Raw genomic sequence first — 19,296 nt, 5'->3', positions numbered from 1 at the left:
TTACCCTCTCTGAGATTTATCTGCTGCTAACTTCATCACCCAAGGGCGATGGCTCTCTTTATTAATGATCTCATTGCGTAAGCGAATCATCGTTACCGAACCAAAGAAGAAAGCAAAACCAAAAATATTTAGAAGCAGTGGCCACAGCATATCGTTCGAGATCGAAGGCTGCTCAAATTTCGTAATCGTTGCACCCTGATGCAGGGTATTCCACCACTCAACAGAGAAGTGAATGATAGGTAGATTCACAACGCCAACAATCGCAAGAATCCCTGCAGCTTTCGCCGCTGTTTTTTGGTCATCGAACGCGTGGTAAAGCGCAATCACACCGAGGTAGAGGAATAGAAGGATTAATTCAGAAGTTAAACGCGCATCCCATACCCACCATGTGCCCCACATTGGTTTACCCCAAATTGCACCGGTTAATAATGCAATAAAGGTGTACACCGCACCGATAGGCGCCATTGCTGAGGCGGCCATATCTGACAGGCGAATCTGCCAAACGATGCCGATAAAGGCAGCAATTGCCATCGACATATAGACACCCATCGACCAAATGGCTGACGGTACGTGAATATAAATGATTCTAAAGCTATCACCTTGCTGATAGTCAGCAGGTGCAAAAGCTAAACCCCATACAGTGCCGATAGATAAACATAACAGCGCTAGTACGGAGAACCATGGCAAGAGCTTACCGCATAATTGGTAAGCAGATTCAGGCTTGGCATAGGGATGGAGCCATTTCCACATCGTTGTTCTCACTCTTACTTCAGGTTTGTCTAATTTTTCGTTAGACAATTATTAGTTTTGTAATTTATATAAAGGGAAAAAGTCGTGCTTGATCAAAAACAACTAATTGACACTTACTCTTAGCGCCGCACTAATTGCAAAAGGCGTTAGCGTCATTGCTCCCATGAACATTGCGCCAAGAATCGCCAATTGACCGTTATACGCCATTCCTAATGATGCGGCATCAATCGCTGACGTCGCGAAAATCAAAATAGGAATATACAAAGGCAGTACTAACAAACTCAGTAACACACCACCTTTTTGCAATCCAACTGTTAGTGCCACACCAATCGCGCCGATAAAGCTCAACGTTGGTGTACCAACTAACAGGGTACAGACCACTGCTAGCCAAGTATTAAAGTCTAATGACAGTAGGATTGATAACAGTGGGCTGATTAAAATCAGTGGCAAACCGGTCAGTAACCAGTGAGCAATAACCTTAGAGATAACCACTATCGGTAATGGGACAGGCATTAGCATCATTTGTTCCAATGCGCCGTCTTGAAAATCATCTCTAAATAAACGTTCTAGTGATAGCAAGGCTGACAGCAATGCCGCTACCCATACAATACCCGCAGCAATTCTCGCTAAAAGATTTGGCTCAGGCCCAATACTCAGCGGGAACAACGTAATAACAATGATAAAAAACCACAAAGGGTTAAAGATGTCTGCTTGACGGCGAAAAGCGATCTGCAATTCGCGTCTTATAATACTATTCATGGTGCCAAGCATGATTAATCACCTAGTTTTATTTTTCTTAGTTTTGGATTATCAGCGAACATATCTTGGTGAGTCGTCAACATGACAATGCCACCACTTTCAGCATGCTTCAAAAAGAGAGATTCGAGAACCTTAACCCCTTGCTTGTCGATAGCCGTTAACGGTTCATCAAGGATCCATAATTTATGATCGCTCAACCATAATCGCGCTAACGCGACACGTCTTTGCTGACCCGCTGACAGCTGACCAACAGGTACGTCTTCACGACCAGCTAACCCCACTTTGGTTAAGGCATCGTAAATCGTATTTTTGTCAAAGGATTGACGAGAATGGATACTTAGATAGAAACGCAAATTCTCGTAAGCAGTGAGCTCGCGCTTAACACCCGTTTGATGCCCTAGGAATAGAAGGTCTTGGTGGAATTGGTCACGGTTGGACTCGATATTCTCACCACTCCAAAAGATTTCCCCGTTATCGCGGTCTCCTAGCCCAGTAATGATACGAAGCAAGGTTGTTTTGCCTGTACCATTTCTACCTTCGACCTGAACTAATTCGCCAGAATCAATCGTAAAAGACAGGGATTCAAATAGAATTCTTTCATCTCGAATTGCTGTAAGTTGAGATACTTCTAACATTTGGGGTCACTAGGTAAGTTTCGAAACTGTATCTTACCACAGCCTCGTCTTGTCTAAATAGGAATAGACCTATACGAATCACGAAACTACGTAAGAATCTGTTAATATTCAAACACAAGCTTAAACAACTACCACTAAATGGTTACATAGAGGCATAAAAAAAGTGCCGAGTGGCACTTTTTCGTTGTCTATCTTCTCATTGTTCGCTTACGCGCTGCGGCTTTTTGCCGATCGGGACTACTTTCAAGAGGAGGGACTTTTTCTTGTCCGGCGATTTTTTTCTGTAATGACATCATCAGTTCGGCTTCTGCTTTTGGCAGCTCGCACTCTTCGATCAACTCATTAATATCTGCACCTAACTGGACCATTTTACTGGCTCTAGAGTACAAGCGGCCATCACTGTCTGCTTGCTCTAATTCCGTAATACGTTCATTTAAGTGCTGGATAATATCTTGCTGTTCACTGACTTTTTGTCCTAACCCGACCACAACGGAACGAACTTCTAAAAGTTGTTTATTGGCTTTTTGTAGTTCTTTATCCAAATGGCGCGTTTGCTGACGTTGATACTCAGCAGACTTCGTTTGTCCTTGTTTTAGGCGTAATAATGCAAAAACAATGATCAATACGACAAACGATACTGCCCCAGCAATCACTGGAGCACTTAACATCGAACTACTCAATTCCATTATAGGTGAGCCATCTCATCCCATTCTTCATCAGTCAGTAGCTTATTCAAATCAACTAGGATCAATAGCTTACCGTCACGATTGCTAACACCTTGGATGAATTTCGCACTTTCGTCAGTACCAACACTTGGTGTGGTATCGATTTCAGAAGAACGTAGGTAAACCACTTCGGCTACGCTATCAACCAGAATACCGATCACTTGGTGCTCAGACTCAATCACGATAATACGAGTGTTATCTGTGATTTCACCTTCCATTAGGCCAAAGCGAGAGCGGGTATCAATAACAGTAACAACGTTACCACGTAAGTTAATGATACCTAGCACGTAGTCTGGCGCACCTGGTACAGGAGCAATCTCAGTGTAACGAAGTACTTCACGTACTTGCATTACATTGATACCGTAAGTTTCTTCTTCTAATTGGAACGTCACCCACTGAAGCACTTCGTCATTTGACTGCTCTTTTCTTACTTCGACTTCATTAGTTTGAGACATACCTTATCCTCTCTAAGCCCAAATAGGCATAAATGTTCTAATTATCTAATGCTTTTACATCAAGTCCTGCATTAAGCATAGCTATCAATGCTTCGACGTGAATCAAAGCACACATTTTTTCTGTGACCATTCCGGCAAGCCAAGGGCGTTTCCCTGCGGTTGCACGCCAGCGAACCATGTCTGGATTTAATGATTCTGTACCTTTTAACTCGGTAGAAGCCAGTCCCCACATACTCTCACCTAACATGACAATATATTGGTAGCTGTCTTTATACTCTTCGTCTTTTAGCTTCTCGGCCATTACCCACTTTGCCGTATCAACAACATCAAGCTGAGCTTCTCGGCTAGTTTGTAAGCCTAAATACCAATCTGGACGCCCAATTAGGTGATTCATTTCGCTAATACGGTGAATGCCACCCAGTTCATCCAATGGCACAGCAAACGTCACGCCATTGACATCAAAATAGAGCACCTGAAAGTCGATATTACGCTCTGTCGAGTACCACTCTCCCAAGTCAGCAGAACCTTGCGCGGTTTGTAACTCGGTCTCTGTTTCAGTGTCCGTATCAACAGTAACGTCAGCTTGAGGCAGTTCGATTTCTGGAACAACGATTTCAGGCTCGACTTCTGTCTCAACTTCGATGACCGGTTCTTCAACCGTCCAGTCTTGGATCTCTTCCGTGATGACCTCAGGTTCAGTCTTAATAACCTCAGCCTGAGCGATATCAACGGTATTTTGCTCCATCACCTCTTCAAGCTCTAACTCGGCAACTGGGTTAGTTGATTCAAGCTGCTTAAGTAGGCGCTCTACGTCTTCGAGATTAGGTACCTCAATCTCCACTGCTGGAGCATGGTAGTAGCTCTTCTCTTCAACGGACTGGACCATTGGTTCAAATGGTTGGTCCTCTGGCTCTGGCTCTGGCTCTGGCTCTGGCTCTGGCTCTGGCTCTGGCTCTGGCTCTGGCTCTGGCTCTGGCACGACTATAGACTTAACATCACACTCTACAAGTTCATTTTGGCTCTGCTCTTCAGGCTCTTCAAGGAGGGCCGTGAAGTAATCATCTAAAGCTTGTTCACTTGAAAGCATCGATTGGCTAGTCATTGATGGCTAACCTCTCTAGATAAATCAATAGTTGCTTGTAGGCAAACACACCCCGACTACCCGAAGCAAAGTGAGACACGGGCAAATGTTTTAAGCTCGCGTCTCTGAATTTGGTATCGATAGGGACAGCAGATGACCAAACCTGACTTGGGTAATCTTTCTTTAATTGCTGTAACGTTTGTAGCGAAGCACGCGTGCGTTTGTCATACATGGTCGGAACAATCGTCACATTAAAGGACTTATTGCGCGACTTCTGCATGATCGCCAGCGTACGAACCATACGCTCTAGGCCTTTCATCGCTAAAAACTCAGTCTGCACAGGAATCAAAATTCGATCGCTGGCAGCCAAAGCATTGACCATCATTACGCCAAGAATTGGTGGACAGTCAATCAGCACATAATCGTAGTGGCTACGAATCGCATTCAACGCTCGTTTAAGGATTAATCCCATTCCAATTCGATTACCCATAACCCGATCCAGTGTCGCCAATGACATATGCGCAGGAATTAGGTCGATCCCTTCAATATCTGAACGCATCACTAATGGCATCACCGTTTGTTCGGTGTATTCCTTTAGTTGAAACAAATCAAATAGGCTTGAAGGGACACTATCAGAGTCGTAACCAAGGTACGTCGTTAAAGATGCGTGCGGATCAGTATCCACTAATAAGACACGCTTTCCTTGTTTACTCAACAAACCAGCAAGAGTGATGGCTGTGGTCGTTTTGCCCACTCCCCCTTTTTGGTTCGCTATACTCCATACAATCATGAGAACCTCTATGCTAGACCGACTTCGACTAACATTCGCTCGGCAATTCTATCCAATGGTAAATCTTCAGTAGAAAGGCCTGCTTTCGCCACTGCCTGAGGCATGCCGTAAACAACACAACTTTCTTCGTCTTGAGCCCAAACTGTCGAACCAACACCCTTAAGCATACGAGAACCTTCACGGCCATCTGCACCCATACCTGTCAGCACCATGGAAAGTACTTGATCAGAATAGATCTTGGCCGCACTACCGAATGTCACGTCGACACACGGTTTATAGTTCATGCGTTCACCACCATCGATGATGCGAAGCTTCGCAGAACCTGGTCGGCCTTCTAACATCATCTGTTTACCACCTGGTGCCAAATAAGCAACACCCGGTTTTAGTACGTCTCCGTCTTCCGCTTCTTTCACCTGAATCTTACATAGTGAGTTCAAACGACTCGCAAATGCAGCGGTAAAAGTCGCTGGCATGTGTTGAATCAACACAATTGGATGAGGATAGTTAGCCGGTAATTTAGTTAAGATTTTCTGCAGCGCAACCGGACCACCAGTAGAAGTACCGATCGCAGTTAACTGATACTTTTTACCACTCGCTTTAAATCGCGCCGCCACACTTGGCTTAGCCACTGGCGCAGCGGGACGCAACGAAGAGCGCACAGGCGCAGTTGGAGACGTTCTTGCTGCAGGAGATGCCGCAGGCGTTGGTCTAATTGGCGCAGCACGGCGCATTGACGCACGCTTAGATGCAATCTGGATTACACGCTGCTGAAGCAATGACACCGCTTCATCACGATTACGTGCAATATCTTCAAACTTTTTAGGTAGGAAATCGAGCGCGCCCGCTTCTAATGCATCTAAAGTTGCCTTCGCCCCATCATGGGTCAAAGAGGAAAACATTAGAATCGGTACAGGGCTCTTTGACATAATTTCACGAACGGCAGTGATACCGTCCATGACTGGCATTTCAATATCCATCGTAATCACGTCAGGCTTAATCGAAATGGCTTTTTCGACGGCCTCTTTCCCGTTAGTAGCAATATCAATTACTTCAAGTCGAGCGTCAGAATTAATAATTTCACTCACTCGACGTCGGAAGAAACTCGAATCATCAACGACTAATACTTTGATTGCCATATAGGTCCTTTATATGCTGAAAGTTAGATTCGCGAAGCAGCTGCATACTGCTTAAGCAAATCAGGCACATCTAAGATAAGGGCAATATGACCATCACTCGTGATCGTCGCGCCCGCCATTCCTGGCGTACCTTGCAACAAGTTATCTAAAGGTTTGATAACCACTTCTTCTTGACCAATCAAGGTGTCGACAACGAAACCAACACGCTGGCTACCGATTTGTACAATCACTACATGACCATGGCCTTTACGTAACTCGACTTGACCTGCTTGAGGTGCGAGCCAGTTCTGTAAGTAAAAGAGTGGAATAGACTTATCACGAACAATGATCGTTAATTGACCATCAACTACGTTGGTGCGACTTAAATCTAAATGGAAGATTTCATTTACGCTTGCCAGTGGTAGAGCAAATGGGTGATTTGCAACGCCAACCATTAGGGTTGGTAGAATCGCAAGTGTCAGAGGTACCTTGATAGTAATCTTGGTGCCTTTGCCCATTTCTGAATCAATATCAATCGAGCCATTAAGTGTATTGATGGCGGTTTTCACCACGTCCATACCTACACCACGACCTGAGATATCAGAGATCTGCTCTTTACTTGAGAAGCCCGGCATAAAGATAAGGTTGAAACACTCTTTGTCTGTCAATCGGGAAGCGGCATCTTCATCCATGATGCCGCGCTTAACCGCGATACCACGAAGTTTATCTGGGTCCATACCACCACCGTCATCGACGATAGCCAGTTCAATATGGTCGCCTTCTTGAGATGCAGATAAGATCACTTTACCGGTACGAGACTTACCTGACGCTACACGAGCTTCTGGCATTTCAATACCGTGGTCAACAGAGTTACGCACCAAGTGAATCAATGGATCGGCCAGTGCTTCTACGAGGTTTTTATCTAGATCGGTATCTTCACCACGCATTTCCAGCGTAATGTCTTTATTAAGGCTACGAGCTAAGTCACGTACAACGCGAGGGAAGCGGCCAAATACTTTTTTGATTGGCTGCATGCGCGTTTTCATTACTGCGCCTTGAAGGTCTGCAGTAACAACGTCTAAGTTAGACACCGCTTTTGACATTTCCTCGTCGTTGCTATTTAAACCTAAGCTAAGCAGGCGGTTACGTACTAGTACAAGCTCACCTACCATGTTCATAATGGTATCGAGCGTTGACGTATCAACACGTACGGTTGCTTCTGCTTGAGTTTTTTTAGCTGGTGTTGCGGCTTCTTTCTTCGCAGGAGGAGGTGGCGCAGCTTCCGCTTTAGCAGCAGGTTTAGGTGCTGGAGCAGGCTTGGGGGCCGGTGGTGGCGCTGCTGGTGCAACGGGTTCAGGGTTTGCAGCGGCTGGTTTAGTTGCCGCGTCAAGTTCTTCAATACTTGGGCCTTTGCCTGAACCATGCAAGTCATCAAGCAGTTTCTCGAACTCTTCATCTGACATTAGATCGGAATCACCCGCACCTGCAGGAGCGGCTGGCGCAGGTGTAGGCGCAGGAGCTGCCGGTTCAGCGGCAGCTGATTCACCCTCACCTGGTGCTTTACCAACACCGTGCAGTTCATCTAATAACTTTTCAAATTCGTCGTCGGTAATGTCGCTACCCATATCTGCATCAACAGCAGGTGCAGGTGGGGGCACTGGAGCCCCTGTTGGTTTTCCTGGCGCAGTACCTGAACCGTGTAACTCATCAAGTAGCTTTTCAAATTCGTCTTGAGTGATTTCATCAATTGAACCGGCAGCAATCTCTGCTTGAGGCGCTGCGGGAGCTTCAACAACAGGCTCTGGGATTACAGGTTCTTCAACGACTGGCGCGGCAGCAACGGCTTCATCAGCTGATTCAGGACTGCTTAGACGATGAAGTTCATCTAACAATGACTGCTCAGCTTTAGGCAATTCTTCACGCTCTTGAACTGCTTGGAATTGTTCATTCACCGTATCAAGTGCTTTAAGCATCGTATCCATCAGGCTCGCGCTTACTTGTCGCTGACCATTACGTAAGATATCGAACACGTTCTCTGCACCGTGACAAGTATCCACAAGCTCGGTTAGGGCTAGGAAACCCGCACCACCTTTCACTGTGTGGAAACCACGGAAAATGGCATTTAATAGATCTTTATCTTCAGGGTTATTTTCAAGCTCTACTAACTGCTCAGAGAGTAGCTCTAAGATCTCTCCCGCTTCTACCAAAAAGTCCTGAAGAATATCTTCGTCTAAATCGTAGCTCATATTTACCTCTAAAACCCAAGACTCGAGAGTAAGTCGTCGACTTCGTCTTGTGATGAAACGGCATCTTCCCTATCTTGAGCGTTAAGGATTGGACCTTCCGGGTCCGTCGATGCTTTGCTCTTGTTATTTTTGCTTTCTTCTAGCTGTCCAGAACTAAAGGCAGTCAGTATTTCAACCAATCTACCTTCAACCTCATCCACTAAAGTGATAACACGTCGAATGATTTGACCTGTTAAATCTTGGAAGTCTTGGGCCATGAGAATTTCGGTCAATTGACCTCGTAACTCAGTACTATCCCCTTCAACTTCACTTAGTAGGTTATCGATTCGATAACAAAGCGCTTTAAAATCAGCTAACTCTATGCGGCCATGCATAAGTTCATTCCACTGTGGGCGAACTTGCAGTAGTCCTTCATGTAGGTTATCAGCAATAGGCATACAACGATCGACCGCATCCATGGTTTTGTTCGCGGCAACTTCTGTCTTATCAATGACGTATTGGAGGCGATCCCTGGCGTCAGGGATTTCGTCATTGGCAATCTCACTCATGCGCTCGTCCACGCTGAAATGTTTAATTGACTCATGTAAGTCACGTGTCAATTCACCAATTTCTTGTAGCATTGGGTTCGAGGTGTTTTCGTATATGTCTCTAACAAGAATATCCGCTTCCTGTTGTTGACCTTCTTCTAACAGCTCGACAAGTTGCTTTGCCTGTTCTAATGAAATCATTCTGAATTTTGGCCTTTCACGCCTTTAGTCAATACCTTGACTATAAACGCTCAAAAATTTTGTCTAATTTTTCTTTTAATGTTGCAGCGGTAAATGGCTTAACAATGTAACCATTAACACCAGCTTGTGCTGCTTCGATGATTTGCTCACGTTTTGCTTCTGCAGTGATCATCAATACTGGTAAGTGCTTAAGCTCGTCATCGGCACGAATATGCTTAAGCAAGTCAATGCCTTGCATGCCAGGCATGTTCCAATCTGTCACGACAAAGTCGAACTCACCCTTCTTAAGCATTGGTAACGCCGTTAAGCCGTCGTCCGCTTCTTGGGTATTGTTGAAACCCAAATCACGAAGTAGGTTCTTAACGATACGGCGCATTGTTGAGAAATCATCAACAATAAGGATCTTCATGTTTTTATTCAAAATTGCCTCCACTGAATTTGAGATCAGTGATTTTTACTCATTATTTGTCCAAGCACTTAACTTTGTGCGTAGACGCTGCATAGATTGGCTTAATATTTGGCTAACTCGTGACTCGCTAACACCAATTACTTCGCCGATTTCTTTTAAGTTTAACTCTTCATCATAATAAAGCGAAAGTACTAGAGCTTCACGCTCTGGAAGAGATTTTATTGAGTCAACCAATGCTTTACGGAAATATTCATCAGCGACTCCCTTAAAAGGTAAATTATCGTCTTCACTATCCTCAGGTGATATCGAGTCTTCCGATATCCCCAAGTCTTCTATTCCCACTAAGCGAGAACAGTTAATATCCGTCAGGATTACATGATACTGCTCTAGGCTGATTCCCATCCGTTGTGCAACTTCTGCATCAGTTGGATCTCGATTCAACTCACCTTCAAGTATGGCAATAACTTGGCTAACTTCACGATTATGTTTATGAACTGAGCGTGGAACCCAGTCTCCTCGACGAATATCGTCAAGCATTGCGCCTCGAATGCGAATCCCTGCGTAAGTTTCGAAACTCGCTCCTTTAGTACCATCATAGTTCTTTTGAGCTTCGAGCAGGCCAATCATTCCCGCCTGAATAAGATCTTCTACCTGCACACTCGGAGGTAACCGTCCAAGCAGATGATGAGCAATACGTTTCACCAGCACCGAGTATTTTTCTAAAAATGCTCGTTGACTGTTCTGGTTAGCGTACTGGTCATAGGTCAAGGCCTTATTCACCAAATGGTTCCTCTAGAATCTCAGGTCTATTAAGTAAGCGTTCGACAAAAAACTCAAGATGTCCACTCGGAGTCTTAGGAATTGGCCAAGTAAGTGCTTTACTTGCCAAAGATCCGATGGCTAATGCAGCAGGTGCTCTTGGAAATGCATCAACTACAATCTTTTGTTTTTTAACTGCTTGTCTTACTTTATCATCCAAAGGAATACATGCTACGAGCTCTAGGCTCACATTCAAGAATCGCTCTGTGACCAAGGTCAACTTTGCGAACAATTCTCGGCCTTCTCGGTAGCTTCTGACCATATTTGCAACGATTTTGAATCGCTGAACCTGATGTTCTTTGCTCAGTAACTTAATTAGAGCATATGCATCAGTGATCGATGTTGGCTCGTCACAAACGACAATAACCACATCTTGAGCCGCCCGAGAAAAGCTGACTACCATATCAGATATACCAGCCGCTGTATCGATTAGTAACACATCCATTTCATCTTCTAAGCTTCCAAAAGCTCGAATTAAACCGATATGTTGAGCATGCGACAGCTCGGTCATTGCTTGCGTACCCGATGTTGCCGGGATGATTTTAATGCCGTGAGGCCCCTCAACGATGGCATCTTTCAGATCACATTCGCCTGCGAGTACGTGGCCTAAGTTACGCTTAGGTCGAATACCTAGCATGACATCAACATTGGCGAGACCTAAATCGGCATCAAGTACCATGACTTTCTTGCCTTGTCGCGCCATCGAGATAGCCATACCTAACGTCACATTAGATTTACCAACACCACCTTTACCACCAGTCACAGTAATGACCTTAGTAAGTGAAGGCTGTGTTAAGCGGCGTAATCCGCTTGCTTGGTCTTGTATCATATTCTTTGTCATAATCGTCCGCCGCCTAGAACCTTTCCGATTCACTATTCCAGTAGTGAGGTTCGTCGTCTGTCGACTTCTCAAGTAATTCGTTTGCCTTAGCGACCATGTATTTTGGTTGCGCTATCACAATATCTTCTGGGACTCGTTGTCCGTTCGCTATATACGTCACGGGTAGCGCATTTTGAACTACCACGCTAAGGAACTCTCCTAAACTTAAAGACTCATCAAGCTTTGTCATAATGCATCCAGAAAGCGGGATGCGTTTAAAGTGGTCGATGGTCTCTTGCAATACTTTGCGCTGCGCAGTAGCCGGAAGAACCAAATAGCTGTGAATCACTTCACCGGTTTCCTGCATCAAAGTATCTAGCTGTTCGGACAGTCTAACGTCACGCTGTCCCATACCAGCTGTATCAACAAGAATTAGGCGACGATTTCGTAACTGATATATTACATCGGCTAACTCGTTGGAATCTTTAGCGACTTTTACTGGACATCCCATAATACGTCCGTAAATGGCAAGTTGCTCATGTGCGCCGATACGATATGTATCAGTCGAAACCAGCGCGACATTATCTGAGCCGTACTCCATAGCCGCACGAGCAGCTAGCTTGGCGATTGTCGTTGTTTTACCGACTCCCGTAGGCCCAAGAAGCGCAACAACACCGCCACGCTTTAAAATATCTTTCTGTGAAACCGGAACTTGGTCAGCAACCAAACCCAGCAGTGCTTTCCACGCTTTGGTTGGCGCCGTATCTTCCGGAATATAACAAGCTAACTGATCCGCTAAATCAGACGAGACACCCATGCGCTCTAAGCGTTTAATTAACATCGCTCGAAGTGGCTCTCTGCGCTCAACTTCTTGCCACATTAATCCAGAAACTTGGTGTTCTAAGAGACGGCGAATCGATGTCATCTCTTCTTTCATTTCTTCGAGATCTTCACTCGCAACAGCCGCTTCATTCGAACGAGAACGTTCATAGCGCGTCGGATCAAGTTTAGCAGCAGGTCTCTCTAGTCGACGATCTTCCGCGATAAGTCGTGCAAGTGGTGAGTCTTCTTTCAACTGAACGGCTTCACGGCCATCTTGTCGAGCTGCAGATTGTCGACTCAGCAAAGCAGCGAGTGTATCCGCACTGGTTTCTTCTTTGCTTTCGCTGCCATCACCGCCGCCATATTGCTTAAACATGTTGGCAAAGCGTTTGGTCATTGAGCTATCAGGGCGTGACTGCGACTGAAGACTGACTTTATCTTCCGCCAGCGCTCGGCTTGGTGAAGACGCTTGCGGCTTCGCCTGTGTTGGTCGAGGATTATTTTGTCGCGGGCTAGAACTGTAATTCTTCGCCGCGCCATTCGAGCCTTCGCCATCTACTGCAGCGACAATCTCGACTCCTCCTGCCACTTTCTTGTTAGACATGATAACCGCGTCATCACCAAGTTCTCCTTTGACTTGGAGAAGTGCTGTGCGCATGTCTTTGGCAAAAAATCGTTTAATCTTCAAATTAGGTACCGTATATCAACGTATTAAAGCTAGTTCCCAACCGCTTGAACAATACGAATCTGTTTCTCGTCCGGGATTTCTTGGTAAGAGAGAACGCGTAGTGAAGGAATCGTATTCTTTACAAACTTCGCTAATGTTGAGCGTAGTACACCCGACGTCAGTAACACTGCCGGTTCACCTTTTAGTTCTTGCTCTTGTGTCGCTTGACTTAAAGATGATTGTAAACGCTCAGCTAATCCAGGCTCGATCCCCGCGGATTCTCCACCAGAAGCCTGCATTGTTTGATGCAATATTTGTTCCAGCTCAGGAATAAGAGTAATCACCGGCAACTCTGGTTCTATCCCATTGATTTCCTGAACAATTAAACGTTTGAGTGAAATACGTACAGCCGCTGTTAATATGTCAGGTTCTTGACTCTTACTCGAGTACTCGGACAAGGTTTGAACAATTGTGCGGATATCACGGATAGGCACCGCTTCGTTAAGCAGGTTCTGGAGAACTTTAACCACCACACCCAGCTGCAATTGGTCCGGTACAAAACTTTCCACCAGCTTAGGTGTGCTGCGGCCGAGCATTTCAAGTAGGTTTTGCACCTCTTCATGCCCAATGAGCTGCGAAGCGTTGTTAGTCAAGAGCTGGCTGAGGTGAGTCGCCAGTACCGTGGACGAGTCTACGACGGTGTAGCCTAATGCTTGCGCATGTTCACGCTGCTCTTCACGTATCCATACCGCTTCAAGACCAAAGGCGGGATCGATCGTCGGTTCGCCCTCAATCATTCCATAGACTTGGCCCGGGTTAATCGCGAGTTCCATATCCGGCCTGATTTCAGCTTCACCTACCGCGACGCCCATTAACGTAATGCGATAGCTGTTTGGTGTCAGTTCTAAGTTATCTCTAATGTGGACCGCTGGAATAAGAAAACCGAAGTCCTGTGACAACTTTTTACGTACCCCTTTTACTCGCTCAAGTAACTCGCCACCTTGCGCTTGATCGACCAATGGAATCAGGCGGTAACCGACTTCTAAGCCCACAATATCAACGGGTTGAACGTCATCCCAAGAGAGCTCTTTCGGCGTTGCCGATTCAGGTTCTGCGGTCGCAGGTAAGTTTGGCTGTTCAGCCTCTTTTTTCTGCTTGCGATAGATGTAGTAAGCACCGCCACCTGCAATGAAGGCCAACAATAGAAAAGCAAAGTGCGGCATACCCGGCACTATACCCATGATAAACAGAATCCCAGCGGTGATCATCAAGGCTTTCGGGTTGTCAAACATCTGGAAGACAACTTCTTTGCCCATGTCTTCATCGGTGTTTTGACGCGTAACCATGATTGCTGCGCCAATCGACAATAGTAGCGATGGAATCTGAGCGACCAAGCCGTCACCAATGGTTAACAGAGTATAAATCTGCAGCGCTTCACTAAAACCTAAACCATATTGCGCCATACCAATCGATAGGCCGCCAATGATGTTGATAAACAAGATCAAAATACCGGCGATGGCATCACCCTTAACAAACTTCGACGCACCGTCCATCGAACCATAGAAGTCCGCTTCTTTGGTCACTTCTTGTCGACGCGTTCTAGCTTGGTCTTGATCGATCAGACCAGCGTTCAAGTCTGCATCAATCGCCATCTGTTTACCTGGTAACGCATCTAGGGTGAAGCGAGCACTTACCTCCGAAATACGACCCGCACCTTTGGTCACAACCATGAAGTTAATGATCATCAAGATGAGGAAGACCACTAAACCTACGGCGTAGTTACCGCCGATAACGACACTACCAAACGCTTCAATCACGCTACCAGCCGCACCCGACCCTTCATGACCATAAAGTAGAACGACACGAGTCGAGGCCACGTTCAAAGCTAATCGCAATAGTGTCGCGATCAGTAGAACCGTTGGGAAAGCCGCGAAGTCTAGTGGCCTACGGGTATAAACCGTCACCAGTAGCACAACCATCGCTAAAGCAATGTTGAAGGTGAAGAAAAGGTCGAGTAGGAATGCTGGAATTGGCAATATAACCATGGCCAGCGTAGCCAAAACCATGACTGGCGCACCGATGGCAGGCATCGCACGCTGAGGAATTGGAGGCAGTTTGTCCGCGAACGGCAAAGAAAACTTCATAGTCGAGTAGCTACAGTAAATTTCGGAAAAAAGAACAACTTGGCGTAACTATGCAATATCTAGTCCATCAAGTATGTCAATTTTATGGCTAGTGGTGTTTGCGCGCTGTGTGAACAGCGTTATTGGACTTGGGAGGTGAGCACCCGCTCTCAATCCTAGGCTAGCTAGGACAAAAGCGAGCTTTCGGTGCGCTTATGGGTGGATGTTAAAGAGCACTTCACCCGACAGTTTCTCTAGTGAGTATTCGATACAAATCAGTCCGGATGTTGGGAACATTGGCGGTACCATGTCAGTTACGAACTCTGATGTTAAATAACCAACCAAAGGTAGATGCGACACAATCAAAACGCTTTGGTAGTTGTGAGTGTCGACCAACGCCGATACATAGTCAGCCACCTGTTCTGAGTCACCGTAAGGGGTAATATCATCACAAGTTTCCACTTGCTCAGATGAGAATTGCGATGAGATCTCTTGCCAAGTTTGCTGGGCACGAATGTAAGGGCTCACTAACACTTTATCGAACTGCGCGAAACCTTTACCTGCACATGCTCGTGCGACAGCTAGCGAGGCTTTTCGGCCATGCTGAGTTAGCTCTCGCTCTGCGTCACTTGAGGCATAATGCTCTGCTTCTCCATGACGCATAATAAAAATTTTCATGGCTTCTTCCTAATACTATCCCGCCGTTAGTTCATTGCGGATTGTTGTTCTTGTAATTGTTGAGTTCTTGATTTGAACACCACGTGAGGGAGGCTATCAAATCTATTGAGCTATAAATAATTATATCAACTTTGCTCCGAAAGACTCTGACTTTCTTAACACTCTTGGCAGCTCATCGAGCCTGCTCACAAAACCATTTTGCTCATATTTCTCAAACAGATAGTTTGCAGTCAGCCATATCCGAGTCATAATTACTCTATTATCTATAAGGCGTTCTCAAACTGACTGGAGATGGCACCGTGCACATTAGCCCAAATGATACTAACCAATACCGTTACTTGACGCTCCCCAACGGTGTTAGGGTATTGTTGATTCACGACGATACAGCACAAAAATCAGCGGCAGCATTGGCAGTCAATGTCGGCCACTTTGACGATCCGGCCGATCGTGAAGGTTTAGCTCATTATCTTGAGCACATGCTATTTTTGGGTACGGAAAAATACCCTAAAGTGGGCGAGTTTCAAAGCTATATCAGTCAACATGGTGGCAGCAACAACGCTTGGACCGGCACAGAACACACTTGTTTCTTCTTTGATGTTTCACCCAATGCTTTCGAATCCAGTCTAGACCGTTTCAGCCAATTTTTTACCGCGCCACTTTTTAATCCTGAAGCACTAGATAAAGAACGCCAAGCCGTAGAATCTGAATACAAACTGAAGCTGAATGACGATTCTAGGCGCCTCTACCAAGTCCACAAAGAGCTGATCAATCCAGCCCACCCTTTCAGTAAGTTTTCTGTCGGTAATCTTGAGACACTTGGCGATCGCGACGGAAAAAGCATCCGTGATGAAATTGTCGATTTCCATTACCAGCAATACTCAGCAGATCTAATGACCCTTTCTATCGCTGGTCCTCAAACGCTCGATGAGCTTGAAGCTTGGTGTCACGAGAAGTTTTCTGCGATACCAAACCACCAGCTGGCTAGTAAGTCGATTGATGTTGCCTATTGCGATGAGCACTCAACCGGCGTCTTGGTCAATGTGGAACCCGTCAAAGAGATTCGCAAACTAATCCTCGCATTTCCGATGCCCGGGATGGATGAGTTTTATCAGTCTAAGCCGCTTTCATACTTCGCCCATTTACTTGGTTATGAAGGAGATGGCAGCTTAATGATCACTCTCAAGGACAAGGGGTGGATCACGTCTTTGTCTGCTGGTGGTGGCACGAGCGCCAGTAACTATCGTGAGTTTACCGTAAGCTGCGCATTGACTCCGACGGGCCTAGAGCACATCGACGATATTACCCAAGCGGTATTTAGCTACCTTAATTTAATCAAGCGTGAAGGGTTTGATGAGTGGCGTTACCGCGAAAAACAAGCAGTATTGGAATCCGCGTTTCGTTTTCAAGAGCCGACTCGTCCACTCGATTTAGTCAGCCACCTTGTGGTCAACATGCAGCATTACCAAGCTGAAGACACCATCTACGGTGATTTTATGATGAATCACTATGACGAATCTCAGCTCAAATCGCTGATGGATTATTTGGTGCCCGATAACCTGCGCACAACTCTCATTGCACATGGCTACGAATATACAGAAAAGGCTAAGTGGTACTTCACCCCATATTCAGTCACCACGTTTACCCAAGAACAAAAAGCGTACTTCCTTGAGCCAAGTGCAGTGTCATTCGAGTTGCCGGAGAAGAACCCATTTATCTGTTATGACCTTGATCCTAAACAGCTAGAGTCTCAGCAGTTAAACCCGCAGGTGCTTGAAGAACTACCAGGGTTTAAGCTGTGGCACCTACAAGATGAAGAATTTCGTGTTCCGAAAGGCGTCGTCTACGTCGCGATTGATAGCCCACATGCCGTGGCTAACCCGCGTAACATCGTTAAAACTCGCCTGTGTGTGGAAATGTTCCTCGACAGTCTGGCGGCTGAAACGTATCAAGCCGAGATTGCGGGCATGGGCTACAACATGTACGCCCATCAAGGCGGCGTTACATTAACTATCTCTGGCTTTAGTCAAAAGCAACCTGAGCTGATGAAACTCATCTTAAGCCGCTTTGCTAAGCGCGACTTTAGTCAGCAACGCTTTGAAACCATCAAACAACAACTGTTAAGAAATTGGCGCAACTCAGCGCAAGATCGCCCTATTTCTCAGCTCTTTAATGCGCTTACCGGTATATTGCAACCCAATAACCCACCCTACTCCGCACTCTTAGAAGCACTAGAAGAGATTGAAGTCTCTGAGTTAGAAGCCTTTGTCGATGCTATTTTGGCCGAGCTGCATGTTGAGATGTTTGTCTATGGTGATTGGACCCAATCTGACGCACTGGCATTAGGTAATACACTTAAAGATGCGTTAAGAGTTCAAGATCAGCAATATGAAGAGGCACTGCGACCACTGGTCATGTTGGGCAAAAATGGTTCATTCCAGCGTGAAGTCTTTTGCGATCAAGAGGACTCAGCAACCGTCCTTTACTACCAGTGTGACGATACCAGCCCAAGGAGTATTGCCCTTTACTCACTGGCTAATCATTTGATGTCAGCGACTTTCTTCCATGAGATCCGCACCAAACAACAGCTTGGTTATATGGTTGGGACCGGTAACTTACCCCTCAATCGCCATCCGGGCATTGCTCTGTACGTACAATCGCCGAATGCGGCACCTATTGAGCTAATCCAATCCATTGATGAGTTCCTCAATGCCTTCTATATGGTGCTGCTTGAGCTTAATGAATATCAATGGCATAGCAGTAAACGAGGGCTATGGAACCAAATCGCTACACCGGACACGACTTTACGTGGCCGAGCTCAACGACTTTGGGTTGCGATAGGCAATAAAGATCTCGAATTTAATCAAAAAGAAGTGGTGCTTGAGGAGCTCAAGACATTAACTCGAACCGATATGATTCGATTCATTGTTAACGAGCTTAAACCGAGAACTGCAAACCGACTCATCATGCACACTCAGGGCAATGCACACCATGAGTCGGAAGCTCTCAGTTTAGGTCAGGAGATTGGCTCAATCGAAGAGTTCCAACTCAGACCTAAAGATATTGAATTAGGCTGATTGCTCTGATTCTACAATTGCTTTTAATGGATGGGGGTGAAGCTTAATGCACACCCCTTTATGTTTGAATGCAACAGTCGGGTTATTCAGTCGTTCCCCTTCCCCTTTTGGACTCGACAGTTTTACTTTGACCCCTTTCTCAAGCAGTGCATCCCAATTTTGTGCCAGTGCCGGAAATTGCTGTTTGATATCAGCTAAGTAGTCATCTGCCGAATGCGCGTCAGATGGCACAACAAACTCGACATGCTCCCAGTTCTGCTCTGGGTAGATTTTTCCGGGTGCTGGGTAAGGCAGCTCCAAGCACTCAATATCCCAGCCATGGCTACACAAAGCTTGCTCAAATAGGATAACGATGATCGGACGACCATTAATTTGAGCATTCGAAATGACCTGCCCTTCTTTTTGCCACTCTTGATGCGCTAATTTCGCCAGTTCAGCATCATTGATGCGCAAAGCGATATGATCAGCCTGAAATGGCTTGAGATTAATATGCAAAGTATCGCTTAAATATTGAATTTTATGCATAAATTCATCAAGGTTTGCTTTCATCTGAGCTGGCATTAATTCAGCGTTGAACAGCGGTTGTGACATTTTTTCGTA

18 protein-coding genes are annotated in these 19,296 nt (G+C 45.7%); 1 reads left to right on the top strand and 17 read right to left on the bottom strand.

Annotated elements, in window-relative coordinates; translation table 11 throughout:
- The 16 genes from ACHUFZ_RS10945 to sixA form a co-directional block, all read right to left on the bottom strand.
- The gene (locus ACHUFZ_RS10945; protein WP_394127193.1) at positions 1 to 750 is read right to left on the bottom strand and encodes a heme ABC transporter permease; all 750 of its coding nucleotides are present in this window, start codon (positions 748 to 750) and stop codon (positions 1 to 3) included.
- A gap of 102 nt (positions 751 to 852) precedes the next feature.
- Positions 853 to 1,521, bottom strand: coding sequence for a heme exporter protein CcmB (gene ccmB / locus ACHUFZ_RS10940; RefSeq protein WP_394127192.1), 669 nt, complete (start codon positions 1,519 to 1,521; stop codon positions 853 to 855).
- A 2-nt stretch (positions 1,522 to 1,523) separates the two neighbouring features.
- Positions 1,524 to 2,144 (bottom strand): cytochrome c biogenesis heme-transporting ATPase CcmA, encoded by a 621-nt coding sequence (gene ccmA, locus ACHUFZ_RS10935; protein ID WP_004413316.1) that lies wholly within the window; start codon positions 2,142 to 2,144, stop codon positions 1,524 to 1,526.
- 188 nt (positions 2,145 to 2,332) lie between these two features.
- A complete protein-coding gene (locus ACHUFZ_RS10930; protein ID WP_038211084.1) occupies positions 2,333 to 2,830 on the bottom strand; it encodes a DUF2802 domain-containing protein in 498 nt (165 codons plus the stop codon).
- Positions 2,830 to 3,324 carry a chemotaxis protein CheW gene (locus tag ACHUFZ_RS10925; RefSeq protein WP_004413313.1) on the bottom strand — a complete coding sequence of 165 codons (495 nt, stop codon included), beginning with the start codon at positions 3,322 to 3,324 and terminating at the stop codon, positions 2,830 to 2,832. The genes ACHUFZ_RS10930 and ACHUFZ_RS10925 overlap by 1 nt, the downstream gene beginning before the upstream one ends.
- A 37-nt stretch (positions 3,325 to 3,361) precedes the next feature.
- Positions 3,362 to 4,426 carry a chemotaxis protein CheW gene (locus ACHUFZ_RS10920; RefSeq protein WP_394127191.1) on the bottom strand — a complete coding sequence of 355 codons (1,065 nt, stop codon included), beginning with the start codon at positions 4,424 to 4,426 and terminating at the stop codon, positions 3,362 to 3,364.
- Entirely contained in the window at positions 4,419 to 5,195 is a 777-nt protein-coding gene (locus ACHUFZ_RS10915; protein WP_394127190.1) for a ParA family protein, read from the bottom strand. Before ACHUFZ_RS10915 ends, ACHUFZ_RS10920 begins: the two co-directional genes overlap by 8 nt.
- An 8-nt stretch (positions 5,196 to 5,203) precedes the next feature.
- Positions 5,204 to 6,331 (bottom strand): protein-glutamate methylesterase/protein-glutamine glutaminase, encoded by a 1,128-nt coding sequence (locus tag ACHUFZ_RS10910; protein WP_394127189.1) that lies wholly within the window; start codon positions 6,329 to 6,331, stop codon positions 5,204 to 5,206.
- 23 nt (positions 6,332 to 6,354) lie between these two features.
- Positions 6,355 to 8,556 (bottom strand): chemotaxis protein CheA, encoded by a 2,202-nt coding sequence (locus ACHUFZ_RS10905; RefSeq protein WP_394127188.1) that lies wholly within the window; start codon positions 8,554 to 8,556, stop codon positions 6,355 to 6,357.
- An 8-nt stretch (positions 8,557 to 8,564) separates the two neighbouring features.
- On the bottom strand, positions 8,565 to 9,284 hold the full coding sequence (locus ACHUFZ_RS10900; RefSeq protein ID WP_053438412.1) for a protein phosphatase CheZ: 720 nt from the start codon (positions 9,282 to 9,284) through the stop codon (positions 8,565 to 8,567).
- A gap of 40 nt (positions 9,285 to 9,324) precedes the next feature.
- Positions 9,325 to 9,693: a chemotaxis response regulator CheY gene (gene cheY, locus ACHUFZ_RS10895; RefSeq protein WP_006879571.1), complete on the bottom strand. Its 369-nt coding sequence runs from the start codon at positions 9,691 to 9,693 to the stop codon at positions 9,325 to 9,327.
- A gap of 45 nt (positions 9,694 to 9,738) precedes the next feature.
- The gene (locus ACHUFZ_RS10890) at positions 9,739 to 10,473 is read right to left on the bottom strand and encodes an RNA polymerase sigma factor FliA (protein WP_053438411.1); all 735 of its coding nucleotides are present in this window, start codon (positions 10,471 to 10,473) and stop codon (positions 9,739 to 9,741) included.
- Complete coding sequence (locus tag ACHUFZ_RS10885) at positions 10,466 to 11,353, bottom strand: MinD/ParA family protein (RefSeq protein WP_394127187.1); 888 nt, start codon at positions 11,351 to 11,353, stop codon at positions 10,466 to 10,468. The genes ACHUFZ_RS10890 and ACHUFZ_RS10885 overlap by 8 nt, the downstream gene beginning before the upstream one ends.
- A 13-nt stretch (positions 11,354 to 11,366) precedes the next feature.
- Complete coding sequence (flhF, locus tag ACHUFZ_RS10880; protein ID WP_394127186.1) at positions 11,367 to 12,842, bottom strand: flagellar biosynthesis protein FlhF; 1,476 nt, start codon at positions 12,840 to 12,842, stop codon at positions 11,367 to 11,369.
- Between the two features lie 29 nt (positions 12,843 to 12,871).
- Entirely contained in the window at positions 12,872 to 14,965 is a 2,094-nt protein-coding gene (gene flhA / locus ACHUFZ_RS10875; protein ID WP_394127185.1) for a flagellar biosynthesis protein FlhA, read from the bottom strand.
- Between the two features lie 192 nt (positions 14,966 to 15,157).
- Positions 15,158 to 15,622, bottom strand: coding sequence for a phosphohistidine phosphatase SixA (gene sixA, locus ACHUFZ_RS10870; RefSeq protein WP_394127184.1), 465 nt, complete (start codon positions 15,620 to 15,622; stop codon positions 15,158 to 15,160).
- A 299-nt stretch (positions 15,623 to 15,921) separates the two neighbouring features.
- Between sixA and ACHUFZ_RS10865 the strand changes: the two genes are divergently transcribed.
- Positions 15,922 to 18,696, top strand: coding sequence for an insulinase family protein (locus ACHUFZ_RS10865; protein ID WP_394127183.1), 2,775 nt, complete (start codon positions 15,922 to 15,924; stop codon positions 18,694 to 18,696).
- On the opposite strand, the gene ACHUFZ_RS10860 is transcribed toward ACHUFZ_RS10865, so the two are convergent.
- Positions 18,688 to 19,287, bottom strand: a complete 600-nt coding sequence (locus tag ACHUFZ_RS10860) for a VOC family protein (protein ID WP_394127182.1) — start codon at positions 19,285 to 19,287, stop codon at positions 18,688 to 18,690. The genes ACHUFZ_RS10865 and ACHUFZ_RS10860 overlap by 9 nt on opposite strands.
- Positions 19,288 to 19,296 lie beyond the last annotated feature (9 nt).

This window comes from Vibrio hepatarius (assembly GCF_043642085.1).
In the GTDB taxonomy this organism is placed as follows: Bacteria; Pseudomonadota; Gammaproteobacteria; order Enterobacterales; family Vibrionaceae; genus Vibrio; species Vibrio hepatarius_C.
The sequence above is the reverse complement of the archived record's forward strand: the minus strand, read 5'-3'. Positions and strand labels throughout refer to the sequence as shown.